At 69.7% G+C, this 16,155-nt stretch carries 19 protein-coding genes; 13 read left to right on the forward strand and 6 right to left on the reverse strand.

Features of this window, described 5'->3' with window-relative positions; all coding sequences use genetic code 11:
• Nucleotides 1-11 precede the first annotated feature (11 nt).
• The 6 genes from ACFXOO_RS04450 (at nucleotide 12) to ACFXOO_RS04475 (ending at nucleotide 4,532) form a co-directional block, all read left to right on the forward strand.
• Nucleotides 12-764, forward strand: a complete 753-nt coding sequence (locus ACFXOO_RS04450) for an AzlC family ABC transporter permease (protein WP_394562868.1) — start codon at nucleotides 12-14, stop codon at nucleotides 762-764.
• Nucleotides 761-1,075, forward strand: a complete 315-nt coding sequence (locus ACFXOO_RS04455; RefSeq protein ID WP_394562869.1) for an AzlD domain-containing protein — start codon at nucleotides 761-763, stop codon at nucleotides 1,073-1,075. The genes ACFXOO_RS04450 and ACFXOO_RS04455 overlap by 4 nt, the downstream gene beginning before the upstream one ends.
• Before the next feature lie 73 nt (nucleotides 1,076-1,148).
• Nucleotides 1,149-1,568: a DUF6113 family protein gene (locus tag ACFXOO_RS04460; protein WP_378838507.1), complete on the forward strand. Its 420-nt coding sequence runs from the start codon at nucleotides 1,149-1,151 to the stop codon at nucleotides 1,566-1,568.
• 9 nt (nucleotides 1,569-1,577) lie between these two features.
• Entirely contained in the window at nucleotides 1,578-1,898 is a 321-nt protein-coding gene (fdxA, locus tag ACFXOO_RS04465; protein ID WP_378838509.1) for a ferredoxin, read from the forward strand.
• A 6-nt stretch (nucleotides 1,899-1,904) separates the two neighbouring features.
• Nucleotides 1,905-3,008, forward strand: coding sequence for a succinyldiaminopimelate transaminase (gene dapC / locus ACFXOO_RS04470; protein WP_394562870.1), 1,104 nt, complete (start codon nucleotides 1,905-1,907; stop codon nucleotides 3,006-3,008).
• 225 nt (nucleotides 3,009-3,233) lie between these two features.
• Nucleotides 3,234-4,532, forward strand: a complete 1,299-nt coding sequence (locus ACFXOO_RS04475; protein WP_378838515.1) for a citrate synthase — start codon at nucleotides 3,234-3,236, stop codon at nucleotides 4,530-4,532.
• A 44-nt stretch (nucleotides 4,533-4,576) separates the two neighbouring features.
• Here the strand turns inward: ACFXOO_RS04475 and ppk2 are convergent, their stop codons facing one another.
• Nucleotides 4,577-5,476 (reverse strand): polyphosphate kinase 2, encoded by a 900-nt coding sequence (gene ppk2 / locus ACFXOO_RS04480; RefSeq protein WP_394563205.1) that lies wholly within the window; start codon nucleotides 5,474-5,476, stop codon nucleotides 4,577-4,579.
• A 107-nt stretch (nucleotides 5,477-5,583) separates the two neighbouring features.
• Here ppk2 and ACFXOO_RS04485 point away from each other — a divergent pair, with 107 nt between their 5' ends.
• Nucleotides 5,584-6,681 (forward strand): VanZ family protein, encoded by a 1,098-nt coding sequence (locus ACFXOO_RS04485; protein WP_394562871.1) that lies wholly within the window; start codon nucleotides 5,584-5,586, stop codon nucleotides 6,679-6,681.
• Between the two features lie 45 nt (nucleotides 6,682-6,726).
• Here ACFXOO_RS04485 and dapD read toward each other — a convergent pair whose 3' ends face one another.
• Nucleotides 6,727-7,683: a 2,3,4,5-tetrahydropyridine-2,6-dicarboxylate N-succinyltransferase gene (gene dapD, locus ACFXOO_RS04490; RefSeq protein WP_394562872.1), complete on the reverse strand. Its 957-nt coding sequence runs from the start codon at nucleotides 7,681-7,683 to the stop codon at nucleotides 6,727-6,729.
• A gap of 84 nt (nucleotides 7,684-7,767) precedes the next feature.
• On the opposite strand from dapD, the gene dapE reads away from it, so the two are divergent.
• The 3 genes from dapE (at nucleotide 7,768) to ACFXOO_RS04505 (ending at nucleotide 10,321) form a co-directional block, all read left to right on the forward strand.
• Nucleotides 7,768-8,844, forward strand: coding sequence for a succinyl-diaminopimelate desuccinylase (gene dapE / locus ACFXOO_RS04495; RefSeq protein WP_394562873.1), 1,077 nt, complete (start codon nucleotides 7,768-7,770; stop codon nucleotides 8,842-8,844).
• The gene (locus tag ACFXOO_RS04500; RefSeq protein WP_394562874.1) at nucleotides 8,826-10,058 is read left to right on the forward strand and encodes a hypothetical protein; all 1,233 of its coding nucleotides are present in this window, start codon (nucleotides 8,826-8,828) and stop codon (nucleotides 10,056-10,058) included. Before dapE ends, ACFXOO_RS04500 begins: the two co-directional genes overlap by 19 nt.
• 89 nt (nucleotides 10,059-10,147) lie before the next feature.
• Entirely contained in the window at nucleotides 10,148-10,321 is a 174-nt protein-coding gene (locus tag ACFXOO_RS04505) for a DUF3117 domain-containing protein (protein ID WP_378838528.1), read from the forward strand.
• An 80-nt stretch (nucleotides 10,322-10,401) separates the two neighbouring features.
• On the opposite strand, the gene ACFXOO_RS04510 is transcribed toward ACFXOO_RS04505, so the two are convergent.
• The gene (locus ACFXOO_RS04510) at nucleotides 10,402-11,046 is read right to left on the reverse strand and encodes an O-methyltransferase (protein WP_378851090.1); all 645 of its coding nucleotides are present in this window, start codon (nucleotides 11,044-11,046) and stop codon (nucleotides 10,402-10,404) included.
• A gap of 74 nt (nucleotides 11,047-11,120) precedes the next feature.
• On the opposite strand from ACFXOO_RS04510, the gene ACFXOO_RS04515 reads away from it, so the two are divergent.
• A complete protein-coding gene (locus tag ACFXOO_RS04515; RefSeq protein WP_394562875.1) occupies nucleotides 11,121-11,504 on the forward strand; it encodes a Sec-independent protein translocase TatB in 384 nt (127 codons plus the stop codon).
• A gap of 12 nt (nucleotides 11,505-11,516) precedes the next feature.
• On the opposite strand, the gene ACFXOO_RS04520 is transcribed toward ACFXOO_RS04515, so the two are convergent.
• The 3 genes from ACFXOO_RS04520 to ACFXOO_RS04530 are packed head-to-tail and all read right to left on the reverse strand — an operon-like array spanning nucleotide 11,517 to nucleotide 14,532.
• On the reverse strand, nucleotides 11,517-12,668 hold the full coding sequence (locus ACFXOO_RS04520) for a P-loop NTPase (RefSeq protein WP_394562876.1): 1,152 nt from the start codon (nucleotides 12,666-12,668) through the stop codon (nucleotides 11,517-11,519).
• Nucleotides 12,665-13,240 carry a DUF1003 domain-containing protein gene (locus ACFXOO_RS04525; RefSeq protein WP_394562877.1) on the reverse strand — a complete coding sequence of 192 codons (576 nt, stop codon included), beginning with the start codon at nucleotides 13,238-13,240 and terminating at the stop codon, nucleotides 12,665-12,667. The genes ACFXOO_RS04520 and ACFXOO_RS04525 overlap by 4 nt, the downstream gene beginning before the upstream one ends.
• On the reverse strand, nucleotides 13,240-14,532 hold the full coding sequence (locus ACFXOO_RS04530; protein WP_378838540.1) for a magnesium transporter MgtE N-terminal domain-containing protein: 1,293 nt from the start codon (nucleotides 14,530-14,532) through the stop codon (nucleotides 13,240-13,242). The genes ACFXOO_RS04525 and ACFXOO_RS04530 overlap by 1 nt, the downstream gene beginning before the upstream one ends.
• Nucleotides 14,533-14,654: 122 nt before the next feature.
• Between ACFXOO_RS04530 and ACFXOO_RS04535 the strand changes: the two genes are divergently transcribed.
• Nucleotides 14,655-15,470 carry a general stress protein gene (locus ACFXOO_RS04535; protein WP_394562878.1) on the forward strand — a complete coding sequence of 272 codons (816 nt, stop codon included), beginning with the start codon at nucleotides 14,655-14,657 and terminating at the stop codon, nucleotides 15,468-15,470.
• Between the two features lie 8 nt (nucleotides 15,471-15,478).
• Entirely contained in the window at nucleotides 15,479-16,153 is a 675-nt protein-coding gene (locus ACFXOO_RS04540; protein ID WP_378838545.1) for an alpha/beta family hydrolase, read from the forward strand.
• Nucleotides 16,154-16,155: the final 2 nt, after the last annotated feature.

Consider the following 16,155-nt stretch of genomic DNA (forward strand, 5'->3'; position numbering starts at 1 on the left):
GGCTCGACGACGTGAGCACCACCGCCGACCCCCACGCGCGGCGCGCATGGCGGGAGGCGCTCGGCGTGGCCTTCGCCACGAGCGCCTACGGCATTTCGTTCGGCGCGTTGGGCGTGGCATCCGGGCTCGACATCTGGCAGACCTGCGTGCTCAGCCTGCTGATGTTCACGGGCGGGTCGCAGTTCGCGTTCGTCGGCGTCATCGGGGCGGGCGGGCTGGCCGCGGCACCCGCCGCCATCGCATCGGCGTCGCTTCTCGGCGTTCGCAACGTCGCCTACGGCATGCGGATGTCACCGGTCATCGGCGCCGGAGGTTGGCGACGCGCAGCCGCCGCGCAGTTCACGATCGACGAGTCGGCGGCCGTGTCGCTGGCGCAGCACACCCCGCGAGCCCGCACGATCGGGTTCTGGGTCACCGGGGTGGGCATCTACATCGGGTGGAACGTGTCGACGCTTGCCGGGGCTCTGCTGGGGGATGTGCTCGGCGACCCGCGGGCGTACGGACTGGATGCTGCGGCCGCGGCCGCCTTCCTCGCGCTGCTGTGGCCGCGCCTGCGTCGACGGCAGGCCATCGCCGTCGGAGTCGCTTCTGCGGTCGTCGCGGTGGTGCTGACGCCCGTGCTCATGCCCGGTGTGCCGGTCATCGTCGCAGCCGTCGTCGCGGTCGTCGTCGGCTGGTTCAACTGGCTGGGGCGTTCGAGCACCCAGACGGGCGGCAGCATCGTCGAACCCGGCGACGTGCCCGAACGGGAAGGACTGCCATGACCCTATGGACGGCGGTCCTCGTGGCATCCATCATCTGCGTCGCGCTGAAGACGCTCGGGTACCTGGTGCCGACGAGCGTGCTCGAGGCGCCGAGGCCGGCGCGCATCGCCGACCTGCTGACGGTCGCCCTTCTGGCGGCGCTCGTGGGCGTGCAGGCGCTAGGCGTCGGCCAGACCATCGTCGTCGACGCGCGCGTCCCGGCGCTGCTCGTCGCGGCCGGGCTGCTGCTCGTGCGCGCGCCGTTCCTGGTCGTCGTCGTCGCGGCGGCGGGGACGGCCGCGCTTCTGCGGTTGTGGGGTTGGGCCGCCTGAGGCGACCTGCGAACTCCGCAAGAGATGATCGCTCCCGATTCGGCGCCGCACCAGCCGCACCTAGACTTACCCGGTGTCCTTCTCCTGGTCTCGCGTCGGCTCCTGGGTCATCTCCGCGCTCGTGGGAGCGGTCTACGGCCTCGCCGGCACCATCGCCCAGAGCTACCAGCTCGGCTGGTTCCCCCTCGGGCTGATCCTGGCGATCGTCGGCAGCGCGGCGCTGCTGGCCGCGGTGCGCCTCCTGACGTCGGACCGCTGGACCGCCCTCGGTGCGGGCCTGGGGATGATGATCGCGACCCTCGTGTTCTCGGGACGAGGACCGGGAGGATCCGTCATCGTGCCCCAACCCGCTGAGGGCGAGATCAACACGGGGATCATCTGGACGATCGCCGTGCCCGTCCTCGTCGCCATCGTCGTGGCGTGGCCGGATCTGTCCCGCCACCGCGCCGTCGCGATGCCGCACACGGAGGGCCCGTCCGTTTCGGCGAACTAGACTGTTCTCGTGACGTATGTGATCGCCCTTCCCTGCGTCGATGTCAAGGATCGCGCCTGCATCGACGAGTGCCCTGTCGACTGCATCTACGAGGGCGAACGTTCGCTGTACATCCACCCCGACGAGTGCGTGGACTGCGGTGCATGCGAGCCCGTCTGCCCCGTCGAGGCCATCTACTACGAAGACGACCTACCCGACGAGTGGCGCGATTACTACAAGGCGAACGTCGAGTTCTTCGATGACATCGGATCGCCCGGCGGTGCCGCCAAGACCGGGGTCATCCCGAAGGACCACCCGGTCATCAGCGTGCTCCCGCCCCAGGGCGAGTAGCTGCGGATGGGCGTCTCCGACCTCGCGGACTACCCCTGGGACGCCGTCGCCCCCTACGCGGAGCGCGCGCGGGCACATCCCGACGGCATCGTCGATCTGTCGATCGGGTCACCGGTCGATCCGACGCCCGCGCTGATCGCGCGCGCGCTGGCGGCGGCGACGGACGCCCATGCCTACCCGCAGACGGTCGGTACGCCGGCGCTGCGCGAGGCCATCGTCGCGTGGTACGCCCGCCGCCGAGGGGTGGCGGGGCTGACTGCCGACCACGTCCTGCCCACGATCGGCTCCAAAGAGCTCGTCGCGCTGTTGCCGCTGCTGCTCGACCTCGGCGCGGGCGACACCGTCGTGCACCCGCGAGCGGCTTACCCGACGTACGAGGTGGGCGCCCGGCTCGTCGGGGCGACGTCCCTCGCCTCGGACGACCCCGCCGACTGGCCGGCCGGCACGAAGCTCGTCTGGCTGAATTCGCCTGGTAACCCCGACGGTGCGGTGATGGATGCTGCGGACCTCCGCGCCGCGGTGACCAGGGCGCGGCAGCTCGGCGCGGTGGTGGCCTCGGACGAGTGCTACGCCGAGCTCGGGTGGGACGGCCCGTGGGAGCGGGAACCGGTGCCCAGCGTGCTGGACCCGCGCGTGACCGACGGCGATCTGCGCGGCATCCTGTCGGTGTACTCGCTGAGCAAGCAGTCCAACCTCGCGGGGTACCGGGCGGCTTTCCTCGCGGGAGACCCCGACGTTGTCGCAAGGCTGCTCACCGCTCGCAAGCACCTGGGTCTGATGCCCCCGGCGCCCGTGCAGGCGGCCATGGCCGCGGCCTTGAGCGACGACGATCACGTCGCAGCGCAGAAAGATCGTTACCGTGCGCGCCGCGACGTCCTCAAACCGGCCGTGGAGGCTGCGGGGTTCCGCATCGACCACAGCGAAGCAGGTCTCTACCTCTGGGTGACCGAGGGACGCGATGCCTGGGAGAGCATGGGACGGCTCGCAGACCTCGGCATCCTGGCCGGCCCCGGACACTTCTACGGAGACCACTTCCCGCAGCACATCCGGCTCTCGCTCACCGCGTCGGACGAGCGCATCGCCGCGGCGGGGGCTCGGCTGCGCGGCTGATTCCCCCGCCGGACCGGGAGCGAAGCATCCGTTTCGGAGGTTTCCTCCAGCCGAATCCGCGGAGCGTTGGCGGGTGCGGTAGTGGGTTCGCAGGCCCACTAGGCTGTAGGAAACGCGGCGATGCGGCACCCTCCGTCCTCCGCACGACCCGGTGTGCGGGGGAGTCCACGGCTCGCCCGGACGACGGACGACACCCCGACCGACCAGAAATCGCAAGGAGGCGCCGTGAGCGACGCGGACACCCAGCAGGAGAAGGCCACCCTCACGATCGGCGGTAAGACTGCCGAGTTCCCGGTGCTCGCAGGCACCGACGGGGCTGCGAGCGTCGACATCTCGACCTTCACCCGGCAGACCGGGCACACCACCCTCGATTACGGCTTCGTCAACACATCGGCGACCAAGTCGGGCGTCACATTCATCGACGGCGATCAGGGCATCCTGCGCTACCGCGGCTACCCGATCGAACAACTGGCGCAGAACAGCACCTATCTCGAGGTGGCATGGCTGCTGATCTACGGCGAGCTCCCGACGGCCGATGAGCTGGCCGCGTTCGACGAGCGCATCCGTCACCACACCCTGCTGCACGAAGACCTGAAGCGCTTCTTCTCCTCGCTTCCGAGCACGGCGCACCCGATGTCGGTGCTCTCGTCGGCGACGGCCGCCCTCTCGACGTACTACGAGAGCGAATCCGACCCGAACAACCCCGAGCACGTGGAGCTCAACACCATCCGCATGCTCGCCAAGCTCCCCGTGATCGCGGCATACGCGCACAAGAAGAGCATCGGCCAGGCATTCTTGTACCCCGACAACTCCCTGGGGTTCGTCGACAACTTCCTCAAGCTCAACTTCGGCGTCCTGTCGGAGATCTACGAGATCAATCCGGTGATGTCCCGTGCCCTCGAGCGCCTGCTGATCCTGCACGAGGACCACGAGCAGAACGCCTCGACCTCCACTGTGCGTCTCGTCGGTTCCACCGGCGCGAACCAGTTCTCGTCGATCTCGGCCGGCATCAATGCGCTGTACGGCCCGCTGCACGGCGGCGCCAATGAAGCGGTGCTCGACATGCTCGGCCGTATCCGCGACTCCGGTGAGAGCGTGCAGCGCTTCGTCGAGCGCGTCAAGAACAAGGAAGACGGCGTCAAGCTCATGGGCTTCGGGCACCGCGTCTACAAGAATTACGACCCCCGCGCGAAGCTCGTGAAGGAGTCGGCCGATGAGGTGCTCGAAGCGCTGGGCGTCAGCGATCCGTTACTCGACCTCGCGAAGGAGCTCGAGGAGATCGCGCTCAACGACGATTACTTCAAAGAGCGCCGCCTGTATCCCAATGTCGATTTCTACACCGGCGTGATCTACAAGGCGATGGGCTTCCCGACGCGCATGTTCACGGTGCTGTTCGCCATCGGCCGCCTCCCCGGCTGGCTCGCGCACTGGCGCGAGATGCAGCACGACCCGCAGACCAAGATCGGCAGGCCTCAGCAGCTCTACATCGGCGCCGCGCAGCGCGACTACCCCGGCGCTGTCTGACAAGAACGGTGCGCGTCCGCGACGAGCGGGCGCGCACCGTTGTGTCAGACCTTGCCGTCGCCGTTCTTCACGCCCTTCGCGGCGATCCTCGCGGCGACCTTGTGCTTGCCGCCCTTGGACTTGCCGTCGATCTTGTCGGCCTTCTTGGCCGCCGATCTGCTGTGCTCGAGCTCAGCCGCATAATCGGGCACGGTGGCGTCCTCGTTGTGCGGAGCGCGCTCGTACCCCCCCGACGCAGGCCGCGGTGGAATCTCGATCGGCTCGCGTTCGATGAGCTCGTACGGCACCTTCGAGAGCAGGTGTGCGATCGTGTTGATCCGTCCTCGGCGCTTGTCCTCGTTGTCGACCTCGTACCACGGGGCCTCCGGGATGTCGGTGTGCACCAGCATGGTGTCCTTCGCGCGCGAGTAGTCCTCCCACTTGGTGATCGCGAGCACGTCGTTGGGACTCAGCTTCCACCGGCGCATCGGGTCCTCGTTGCGCGACTGGAAGCGCTTCTCCTGCTCCACGTCCGAGACCGAGAACCAGTACTTCAGCAGGATGATGCCGTCCTCCACCAGCATCCGCTCGAAGATCGGGGTCTGGTGCAGGAAGCGGTGGTACTGCTCGCTCGTGCAGTAGCCCATCACGTGTTCGACGCCGGCGCGGTTGTACCAGGAGCGATCCATCAGGACGATCTCTCCGGCGGCGGGCAGGTGGGGGACGTAGCGCTGGAAGTACCACCGCGTCTTGTCGCGTTCGCTGGGCGTCGGCAGGGCGACGATGCGCGTGACGCGGGCGTTGAGGTACTCCGAGACGCGTTTGATGGTCGAGCCCTTGCCCGCGGCATCCCGGCCCTCGAAGATCACCACGATGCGCGCACCGCTGGCCTGCACCCATGCCTGCATGTCGACGAGCTTCGCCTGCAGGATCATCAGCTCGGATTCGTACAGGTCCTTCTTCATGCGCTTGCCCACGTGCACTCCTTCGGTCGGTGGTGCGACTCTACGCGCGCACCGACGGGCGGGGTGCGCTGCACCGGACGGATGTCGTGGCCCCCTAAACTGCGGCCGTGCGTGATCAAATCGAGCTGGGTGTCCTCGCGATCGTCTGCGGGGTCGTCGCGGGCATCGCGCTGTTCGTGCCGTTCGTGGCCATCAGCTATCGGCGGCGGGGAGGACTGACCTTCTGGCGGGTGGTGGGGTGGGCGGCGTTCCTGGTCTATTTCTTCGCCATCTGGACCTACACACTGCTGCCGCTGCCGGACCCCGACACGATCCGTTGCGCGGGTGTCGAGCTCGACCCGAGGGGGGTGATCCGTGATGTGCAGGCGGGGCTGCGACGACCGGGCAATCCGCTCACGAGTCCCGAGGTCCTGCAGCTGGCGCTGAACATCGTGCTGTTCCTCCCGCTGGGGTTCTTCGTCCGAGCCCTGCTGGGGCGAGGCTTCGTCGTCACCGTGCTCATCGGACTCGGCGTCTCGGCCTTCATCGAGACGACGCAGATCACCGGGGTCTGGGGCATCTATCCCTGCGCGTACCGCGTTTTCGACGTGGGCGATCTGCTGACCAACACGACCGGGGCGATGATCGGCGCGCTGCTGTCCCTGGTCGTGCCCCGGCGGCACCGCGGACTCGCGCGCACCGACGACGCCGACGAGCCCGATCCCGTGAGCAAGCGCCGCCGCATCCTGGTGATGTTCTGTGACTACCTCGGGGCCGTGCTGGTGCAGGCCGCCGTGGCGCTGCTGGTGCAGCTGGTCCTCATCCTCGCCGGACGCACCGACCTCTCCCAGGACGGAACCGTGGCCTCCGCTGCGGGTGGGATCGTGACGGCGGGACTGTGGCTCGCGGTGACACTGGCGAAGGGCCGCACGATCGGCGACCTCGCGGTCGAACTGCGCTACGTCGGCGGACCGCTGCCCGTTCCGCTCGCGCGGCTCCTGCGCTACCTCGGCGGCATCGGGGGAATCGTGCTCGCCGGCATGCTCCCGGCGCCCTTCAACCTGCTCAGCGCCGCCCTCGCCGTGGCCGGTGTCGTCATGCTGTTCACGACGGATCGCGGTCGTGGCCTGCCGGGTGTGCTGTCGGGGCAGCGCCTCGTCGACGCCCGCGAGGACGTCGTCACGCCCACCGCTCCCGTCGAACGCGAGTCGCGCTCGTCCGGGTGACGTCGCGCGTGCGAAGCGGCGCACCGACGAGGGACGGATGCCGCGTCAGGCGTGCAGCGCCTCGTTCAGGGTCACGCCGACCCCCGCGCGGTGGACGGCCTCGATCGCTCCGGTGAGCGAGTTGCGACGGAAGAGGAGGCCGTTCCGACCGGAGAGGTCGGCGCCCTTGGCCACGGGGCGCGACCCGTCATGACGGACCGGTTCGTCGGCGAGAACGATCTTCGAGCCGGCGGTGACGTAAAGACCGGCCTCGACGATGCAGTCGTCGCCCAGCGAGATGCCGACACCGGCATTCGCCCCCAGAAGCGTGCGCGCCCCGATCGACACCCTGTGGGCCCCGCCGCCGGAGAGGGTTCCCATGATCGATGCGCCCCCGCCGATGTCGCTGCCGTCGCCGACGACGACGCCCTGCGAGATTCGTCCCTCGACCATCGAGCTGCCGAGGGTCCCCGCGTTGAAGTTCACGAAACCCTCGTGCATCACGGTGGTGCCGGGCGAGAGGTAGGCGCCGAGTCGCACACGCGAGGCGTCGGCGATGCGCACTCCGGGTGGTATGACGTAGTCGAGCATGCGGGGGAACTTGTCGAGACTCTGCACCTGGATCCCGGCGCGCATGAGGGCGGGGCGGAGCCGGGCGAGGTCGGCGGGATGCACCGGCCCGGCGGTGGTCCAGGCGACGGTGGGGAGGTGGGCGAAGATGCCGTCCAGGTTCAGGTCACCAGGTCGCGTCAGACGATGCGACAGTGCGTGCAGTCGCAGGTAGGCGTCGACCGTCCGACGCGGGGGAGCGCTGAGGTCGATCTCGACGGCGACTGTCTCGACGGTCACCGCGCGCCGCGGATCGGGCGTCGCGAAGGGCTCGAGGTGCTCGGGGAAGCCCTGCAGCTCGTTCGCTGCGGGCAGTCTTCCCGGGCGCGGCTCGGGATACCAGGTGTCCAGCACCGTCCCGTCGCTCGAGATCGTCGCGAGACCGAAGCCCCATACCCACCGTTCTGCACTCATGTCCTCCACGCTAGCGAACGGGCCGGCCGGCCGGATGCGGAGGGCTCCCGTGGCCGCACCGCGGAGGCTCGGTAGAATCGCCGCATGCCCGCGCTCGATCTCTCCTCGTCCGCCGTCGACCTCACCCGGACGATCTGCGACATCCCCAGCGTGTCGGGGGACGAAGCATCCCTCGCCGATGCGATCGAGGCGGCCGTGCGCGACCTCGAGCACCTCGACTTCTACCGCGACGGCGACACGATCGTCGTGCGCACCGCTTTCGGCCGTGCGCAGCGCGTCGTGATCGCGGGACACATCGACACCGTCCCCATCAACGACAACGTCCCGACGCGGGACGTCGAGATCGACGGCGCGCCGTACCTGTGGGGTCGAGGCACGGTGGACATGAAGGCCGGTGTCGCGGTGCAGCTGAAGCTCGCCGCCGAGCTGACCGACGCCCGTGTCGACCTCACATGGATGTGGTACGACCACGAGGAGGTCGACGCCGATCTGAACGGACTCACGCGCCTCGCGAGGACGCGCCCCGATCTGTTCGAGGGCGACTTCGCCATCCTCGGCGAGCCGTCGAACGGCACGGTGGAGGGCGGTTGCAACGGCAACCTCCGCGCGATCGTCCGCACCCGTGGCGTCCGGGCTCACAGCGCCCGCGCGTGGATCGGCGAGAACGCGATCCACGCCGCCGCGCCCGTACTGCAGCGCCTGGCGGACTACCGGCCGCGAGAGGTGCCGGTGGACGGTCTGGTGTATCGCGAGGGTCTGAACGCCGTCCGGGTGAACGGCGGAGTGGCCGGCAACGTCATCCCCGACCTCTGCGAGATCGAGGTCAACTACCGATTCGCGCCCAGCGTGAGCGGTGCCGGAGCGGAGCAGCACGTGCGCGAGGTCTTCGAGGGCTTCGAGGTGGACGTCATCGATGTCGCCGAGGGTGCCCGTCCCGGATTGGACGCCGCCCTGGCCCAGGAGTTCGTCCTCGCCGTCGGAGCGGAACCGCGTCCGAAGTACGGCTGGACGGATGTCGCCCGCTTCTCGGCGCTGGGCGTGCCGGCCGTGAACTACGGCCCCGGCGATCCGATGCTCGCCCACCACGACGAGGAACGCGTGGCGCTCTCGCAGATCGAGGACGTGGAGCGCGGGCTGCGGTCGTGGCTGACGACGCACTGACCGAGGAACGGGCGGCGCCGGCGCGACCGTGGCGCGGCCTGCCGGTCGCCGTCCAGATCGGCGCGTACTACCTCGTGGCGCGTCTCGTCACGACGGGCTTCCTGGTCGTCGCCGCGCAGATGTCGGGCGCGACATCGCGGTTCGGGGAGAACGCGACCATCGCCGACCTCATGGTCGGGTGGGACGCCCAGTGGTACTGGTACACCGCGCTGAACGGCTACCCGACCACCATGCCGCTGACGGAGTCGGGCGGTGTGGCGGAGAACTCCTGGGCGTTCATGCCGATCTACGCATACCTGTCGAACGGCCTCGGCTGGATCATGGGTTCCTGGGGCGCGGCCGCGGTTCTCGTCTCGCTCGTGGCGGGGTACGGCGCGAGCGTCACCCTGTATCGGATGCTGCGCCCGCGGCTCGATCATTCCGCGGCGTTGTGGGCCGTTGTCTTCTTCACGGCGGGACCGTTGGCTGCGATGTTCCAGGTGGGGTACGCGGAGTCGCTCTTCCTCCTCTGGCTGTTCCTTTCGTTACTGATGGTCATCCGCCGTCGATACGTGTGGCTCTACCTGCTGATTCCCCTGATGGCGTTCACCCGGCCCGGTGTGCTCGCGTTCGCGCTGTTCCTCGCCCTTTTCGGCATCTGGCGGTGGATACGGCGCGAGATCGAGCCGTTGCGCACAGCGGAAGTGGTGCACCTCATCGCGCTGGCCGCGCTCGCGACCGTCACCGGTTTCGCCTGGCAGGTGGCAGCCGGGGTCGTGACCGGGGATCCGGGAGCATATCTCGCGACGGAGCTCGCCTGGCGACGCAACTGGCTCCCCGACACCGCGGGCGCCTTCGTCCCGTTCGAAGGCTTCCTCCAGGCCACGGCGTTCTGGTTCACGACGTGGGGTCTCGGCGAGGTCACCGGCTACGTCGCCCTCGCGCTGGGCGTCGCGGCACTCGCCGCGGCCCTGATCCTGCTTCCCGCCGCCCGCCGGGTGGGGGTGGAGGTGCGGCTGTGGTCAGCGAGCTACCTGCTGTACCTGCTCGCCGTCTTCTTTCCGCAGTCGAGCATCTTCCGGCTGCTGCTCCCGCTGTCTCCGCTCTGGGGCGTGGTCGCCGTGCCGAGGTCGCGCGGGTGGCGCGTCGGTGTGCTCCTCCTCTGCCTGCTGGGGCAGTGGTGGTGGATCTACAACATGTACGCGCTCGGGAACACGTATTGGCAGATTCCGTGAGCCGTCCGGTACGCGCTTCCCGCGGATTATCCGCAGCCCCCTGACGCGGGATAAACTTGACGGCAGACCTACGAGGAAAGGGAGCCACGATGGCAGCCATGAAGCCGAGGACCGGGGACGGGCCGATGGAGGCCGTGAAGGAAGGACGCCTGATCATCGTCCGGGTACCGCTGGAGGGTGGCGGACGCCTCGTCGTCTCCGTCAACGACGCAGAAGCCAAGGAACTCTACGGCGTGCTGGGTGCGGTCGTCGCGCCCGTCTGACTCCTTCACGATTCGAACGGCCGGTCCCTCGGGACCGGCCGTTCTCGCGTGCGGCGGCGCCGGCTGCGCGGCCAGTGCCGTCAGCGCGCGGGCGTCTCGGGCACGGTGGTCAGCTGGAGAAGGCCTTCGCCGACGATCGACAGGGCGCCGATGACGGCAGGGGAGGACTGCGTCTCGTGGATGAGCGAGCGGTAGGCGCTCGTCACCGCGTCACGGCGAACGGGGTCGGCGACGGCCCCGCCTGCCAGCACCCGGGGGATGAGCACGGTACCGCCGGCGCGCACGAGGCGCAGACCGTGCTCGACGTACTCGATGACGCCTTCGGGGTCGGCATCGACGAGCACGATGTCGTACGAGGCCTCGTTCATGCGGGGCAGCACTTCTTTCGCGCGCCCGGTGATGAAGCGCGCCCGCGCGGCGGGGATCTTCGCGTCGGCGAAGACGCGTCGCGCCACGCCGAGGTGCTCCGGTTCGTTGTCGATGCTCGTCAGGGTCGCACGCGGCGACCCGTGCAGCAGCCACAGCCCCGAGACCCCGGCGCCCGTGCCGATCTCGACGATGTTCAGCGCCTGGGAGGCGGCGGCGATGACGGCGATCTGCGCGCCGACTTCGGCGCTGATGGGCGCGGCCCCCAATTCGAGCGCGTGCGCCCGTGCTCGCGCGATGTGGTCGGGTTCGACCGTCGCCTCGGCGGCGAACCTGTGATTCGCGTCGTGATCGCCCATGTGGAGCCTCCCAGACGGCAAGCCTATGCGCGCGGGTGGTGCCCGTCCTTCAGGCGCGGCGGTAATCTGAGGTCATGTTCTTCGGGCTCTCCATCGAGAAGCTGCTGCTGATCGGACTGATCGCGGCAGTGCTGATCGGTCCTGAGCGCCTCCCTCGCTACGCCGAGGGTCTCGCGCACTGGACGGCGCGCGCGCGGGACTTCCTCCAGGGCGCGCGGTCTCGCGTCAAGGAGGAGATGGGCGAGGATTTCGACGACGTCGATTGGCGCAAACTCGATCCGCGCCAGTACGACCCCCGCCGCATCATCCGGGAAGCCCTCCTGGACGATCCGCCGGTGCCGACGGTCAAAGCAGTGAGCGCCTCCGCGGCGATTTTGGCCGCCACAGATTCCACGCCGGAGCAGGAGCGGCCGCGTGCCGACGACGAGCCCACGCCCTACGACTCCGAATCGACCTGACGTCGCATCCGGTCAGCGTGGTCGCATCGGCAGCGGACGCCGAGCGAGGCCGCGGGGTTCGGCGGCGAGGGATGCCGCGACCTCGGTGATCGCGGCGGCCGACGGGTCGTCGGGGTGGGCGATGACGACCGGGATGCCGGCATCCGCGTCGATCCGCAGCGCCGGGCTGAGCGGAATCGACGCGAGCAGGGGCACCGCGAAGTCGTCCGTGGACAGCGCCACGGCCACCTCCCCGCCTCCGCCTGATCCGAACAGATCGAGCGTGGTCCCGTCGGGAAGGGTCATCGGCGCCATGTTCTCGACCACTCCCACCACACGTTGCCCCGTCTGGCGGGCCACGAGTCCGCTCCGGACGGCGACGTCGGAGGCGGCGGACTGCGGTGTCGTGACGACGAGGACGTCGGCGTGGGGGAGGAGCTGGCCGACCGAGATCGCCACATCGCCCGTCCCGGGCGGCATGTCCAGCAGCAGCACATCGAGATCGCCGAAGTAGACGTCGGTGAGGAACTGCGAAACGGTGCGGTGGAGCATGGGACCGCGCCATGCGACGGCACCCAATGGTGCGTCCGCGTCGCGGCGCAGGAACATGCCGATCGAGATCGTCTTCACGCCGTACGCGACCGGTGGGAGCATCAGGTCGTCGATGCGCGTCGGAACCGGCGCCAGCCCGTCCGGACCCACGAGTCCGAGCAGTCCGGGGATCGAGAAGCCGTGGACGTCCGCGTCGATGAGTCCGACGGCGAGTCCGCGCCGGGCGAGGGCCACGGCGAGGTTGGCCGTGACCGTCGACTTGCCCACGCCGCCTTTCCCGCTCGTCACCGCGATGACCCGCGTGAGCGAGGTGGGGCCGAACGGCATCTCGCGAGCGGCGCGACCGCCGCGGAGCTTCTCGGTGAGGGCACGTCGCTCGTCGGGCGACATGATCCCGATGGTGAGGTCGACCCGGTCGACGCCGACGACGGACGCCGCGGCCGCGCGCACCTCGGTTTCGATGCGGGACGCTGCGGGGCATCCGACGATCGTGAGGGCGATCCCGACGCGGGCGACGCCGTCCTCCACGACCGCCCCCCGGACCATGTCGAGTTCTGACAGCGGCCGGCGCAGCTCCGGGTCGATGACCGCGCCCACGCTGCGCAGGACGGTGGCGGAGATGTCGAGCGTCATGGACGTCGTTCGACCGGCCGGTCGAACGACGTGTCGCGGGCGTCGGCCCCGTCCCCGCCGTCGTCGGGACTGAGGCGGGTGTCCAGCTGCTCGAGGAGCGCCTTCAGCTCGTGGCGCAGGGTGTCCTTCGTGACGACCTCGGAAGTGACCTCGGTGAGCGCCATCCGCAGTGCGACGATCTCGCGCGCCAGGTATTCGGTGTCGGCGAGGTTGCGTTCCGCGCGCTGACGATCCTGCTCGATCTGCACCCGGTCGCGGTCGTCCTGCCGGTTCTGCGCGAGCAGGATCAGGGGCGCGGCATACGAGGCCTGCAACGACAGGATCAGGGTCAGCAGGGTGAAGTTCGTCGCGCGAGGGTCGAACTGCCACGCGACCGGCATCAGCGAGTTCCACATCAGCCACACGACCACGAAGATCGTCATGCCGATCAGGAACCCGGAGGTCCCCATCCCGCGCGCGAACGACTCCGAGAAGCGCCCGAAGCGATCGCGCGACGGCTGAGGGTTGCGACTGATGATGCCGGAGCGCCCCCGCGGGGCGTCGAGCGACACGGGGCGAGAGCCGCGGGCCATCAGCGCCTCCTCGGAAGGATGGGAGCGGGAGTGACCGCCGGGCCGGCCGCGCGGTCATCGTCGTTGTGCGAGCGCCAGTCGTCCGGCAGCAGATAGTCGAGGACGTCGTCGACGCTGACGGCCCCGACCAGGCGGTGGGCGGGGTCCACGACCGGAAGCGACACGAGGTTGTAGCTGGCGAGGTCGCGTGCCACATCGGCGGCCGACGCGTTCGCGGGGAGCGGGTCGAGCGTGTCGTCGATGATGGCACCCAGACGCTCGTGCGGCGGATAGCGCAGCATCCGCTGGAAGTGCACGGTGCCGAGGAAGCGACCGGTCGGGGTCTCGTAGGGCGGGAGGGTCACGAAGACGGATGCCGCAAGTGCCGGGTGCAGCTCATGGCGACGAATCAGGGCGAGGGCCTCTGCGACGGTCGCGTCGGCCGAGAGGACGATGGGCTCGGGCGTCATCAATCCGCCTGCCGTGTCCGGTCCGTACTTCAGCAGCGCACGCACGTCGTCGGCCTCGTCGGGCTCCATCAGGTCCAGGAGCTGCTCGAGTCGCCCCTCCGGAAGCTGCGCAAGGACGTCGGCCGCGTCATCCGGCTCCATCGCGTCGAGGATGTCGGCCGCGCGCTCGTCGCCGAGCTGTTCGAGGATGTGCACCTGATCGTCCTCGGGCATCTCCTCGAGTGCGTCGGCGAGACGCTCGTCGGACAACTCCTCCGCCACCTCGAGCATGCGCTCTTCGGGCAGGTCGAGGAGGGTGTTGGCGAGGTCGGCGGCCTTGAGCTCCGAATAGCTCGCCACGAGCTGCTCGGCGGACTGCGCCTCACCGGGGAGCTGCTGCTCGCGGACGTCGGACCAGTTGGCGAACGTCGTGGTGCCTTTCGCGAACGGCGATGCGCTGGTCTTCGGTCGGCGGAGGAACAGCTGACCGACATCCCACTCGCCGAGTCGGTTGCGCTCGATGGCGACGTCTTCGATGACCGCGTGTCCCGACCCGTCGGAGAGGTAGACCCGGCGGCCCAGCAGCTCGGCCATGACGCGCACTTCGCCGCCCCGCTGTTCGAAGCGCCGCACGTTGATCAGGCCGGTGCTGATGACCTGTCCGGTCGCGATGGACGAGACGCGATTGATCGACAGGAAGACGCGCCGCCGGCCGGGGATCTCGACGAGCAGACCGATCACGCGCGGAGGATCGTCTCGGCGATAGATGACGACGACGTCACGGACCTTGCCCAGACGGTCGCCGGCCGGGTCGAAGACCGTGCACCCGGTCAGGCGCGCGACGAAAACCCTCTGCGTGCTCATGCGTCCAGCGTAGCCCGCTCGTCCCGTCCGACCGGCGCGTCCGCGTCGTCGCCGCAACCGGCCGGAGCCGCCCCACGACCGGCGTCGAGGGAACGCCGAGGAGCCCATGCGAGAATGCAAGCATGAGCATGATGGGCGGCAGGATCCCTGCGGGACGCGAGGACGTCGGACAGGTCGTGGCCAGTTTCGCGCAGTACGAAGCCGCGCAGAAGGCCGTCTCGACCCTCATCTCGGGAGAGGTGCCCGCCCGCGACATCGCGATCGTCGGTCAGGGTCTGCGCTCCATCGAGCGGGTCACCGGCAAGCTCGGCTACGCCACCGCGGCCCGGTCCGGAGCCATCAACGGGCTTCTCCTCGGGCTCGTCTTCTCGGCGATCTTCGTGCTGGGGTCGCCCTCGGTGCCCATCCAGGCCTTCGTCGGCGTGCTCTTCGTCGGCATCGCGATCGGGATGCTGCTCAGCATCGTGACGTACTCGATCGTGCGCCGCCGTCGGGACTTCGCTTCGGTGATGCAGGTCGTCGCCGACCGCTACGAAGTGACGGTCAGCGACTCGAGCATCCACCGCGCGCGTCAGGTGCTCGGCACGCATCTTCCGACGGCGCCCCCGGCGCCCGCCCCTGCGACGGCGCCGGTACCGGCCGACGACGGCCCCGCGTCCGCCGATCCGCCGCAGTACGGAGAGCGGCTCCCGCCGACGACGCCGACGCCGCCCACGGATGAGCCCGTGGTCTCGCCCGGCGCCCCGGTGGCTCCCGAGCCCCCGAGCTCGGCCACACCTCCGCTGTCGCCCGAGCCTGCGGGGGAGCCCGTTCCGCCGCGGTCGGTCGCACCGCCGGCATCCCCGGAGCCTTCGCCCATCCCCGAGCCGGAGCCTGCGCCCGCGCCGTCCGGCGCTCAGCCGGCGTCGTTCGTCGCGCAGCCGTCGCGTCCCGAGTAGCACCGCCCGTGTCCTCGTCCGAGGGGGAGCAGCGCCTCGTGGTGGCGCTTCCGTCGGGGGCCTCGGTCGACGTGTCGGCGGCCGTCACGGTCGCCGCCGATGCACGAGCCCTGGCGGTCATCGCACCCGGCGCGGGTGCCGCCTACGACCACCCGTTCCTGCGCGGCCTCGCAGACGGGCTGCGGGACGCGCACGTGTCGACGGTGCGGATCAACTTCCCCTATCGAGAGGCCGGGAGACGGATGCCCGGACCGGCCGCTCACGCGATCGCGACGTGGGTGGCCGCCTTCGCGTTCGCCGGAACCGTGACCGACCTGCCGGTGTGGGCGATGGGGAAGTCGTACGGCGGACGGATGGCTTCGATGGCCGCGGCCGAGGGTGCCATCACGCCGGCCGGACTCGTGTACCTCGGCTACCCCCTGCATCCCCCCGGGGATCCGGCGAAGCTGCGTGCCGCCCACCTTCCCTCGATCCCGATGCCTCAGCTGTTCCTGTCGGGTACCAAGGACCCGTTCGTCGATCCGCACGAACAGCTCGAGGTTGCCGTCGCATCGTGCCCATCGGCTCGCATCGAGTGGGTCGAGGGCGGCGGCCATTCGTTCGAGGTGGCGGGTCGCCGGCGGGCGGCCGACGCGATCGGCGCAGACCTGGCGCCGCTCGTCGCGCAGTTCCTGATGCCCTGACC

It is taken from the genome of Microbacterium sp. P03 (genome assembly GCF_043556235.1).
Lineage (GTDB): Bacteria > Actinomycetota > Actinomycetes > Actinomycetales > Microbacteriaceae > Microbacterium.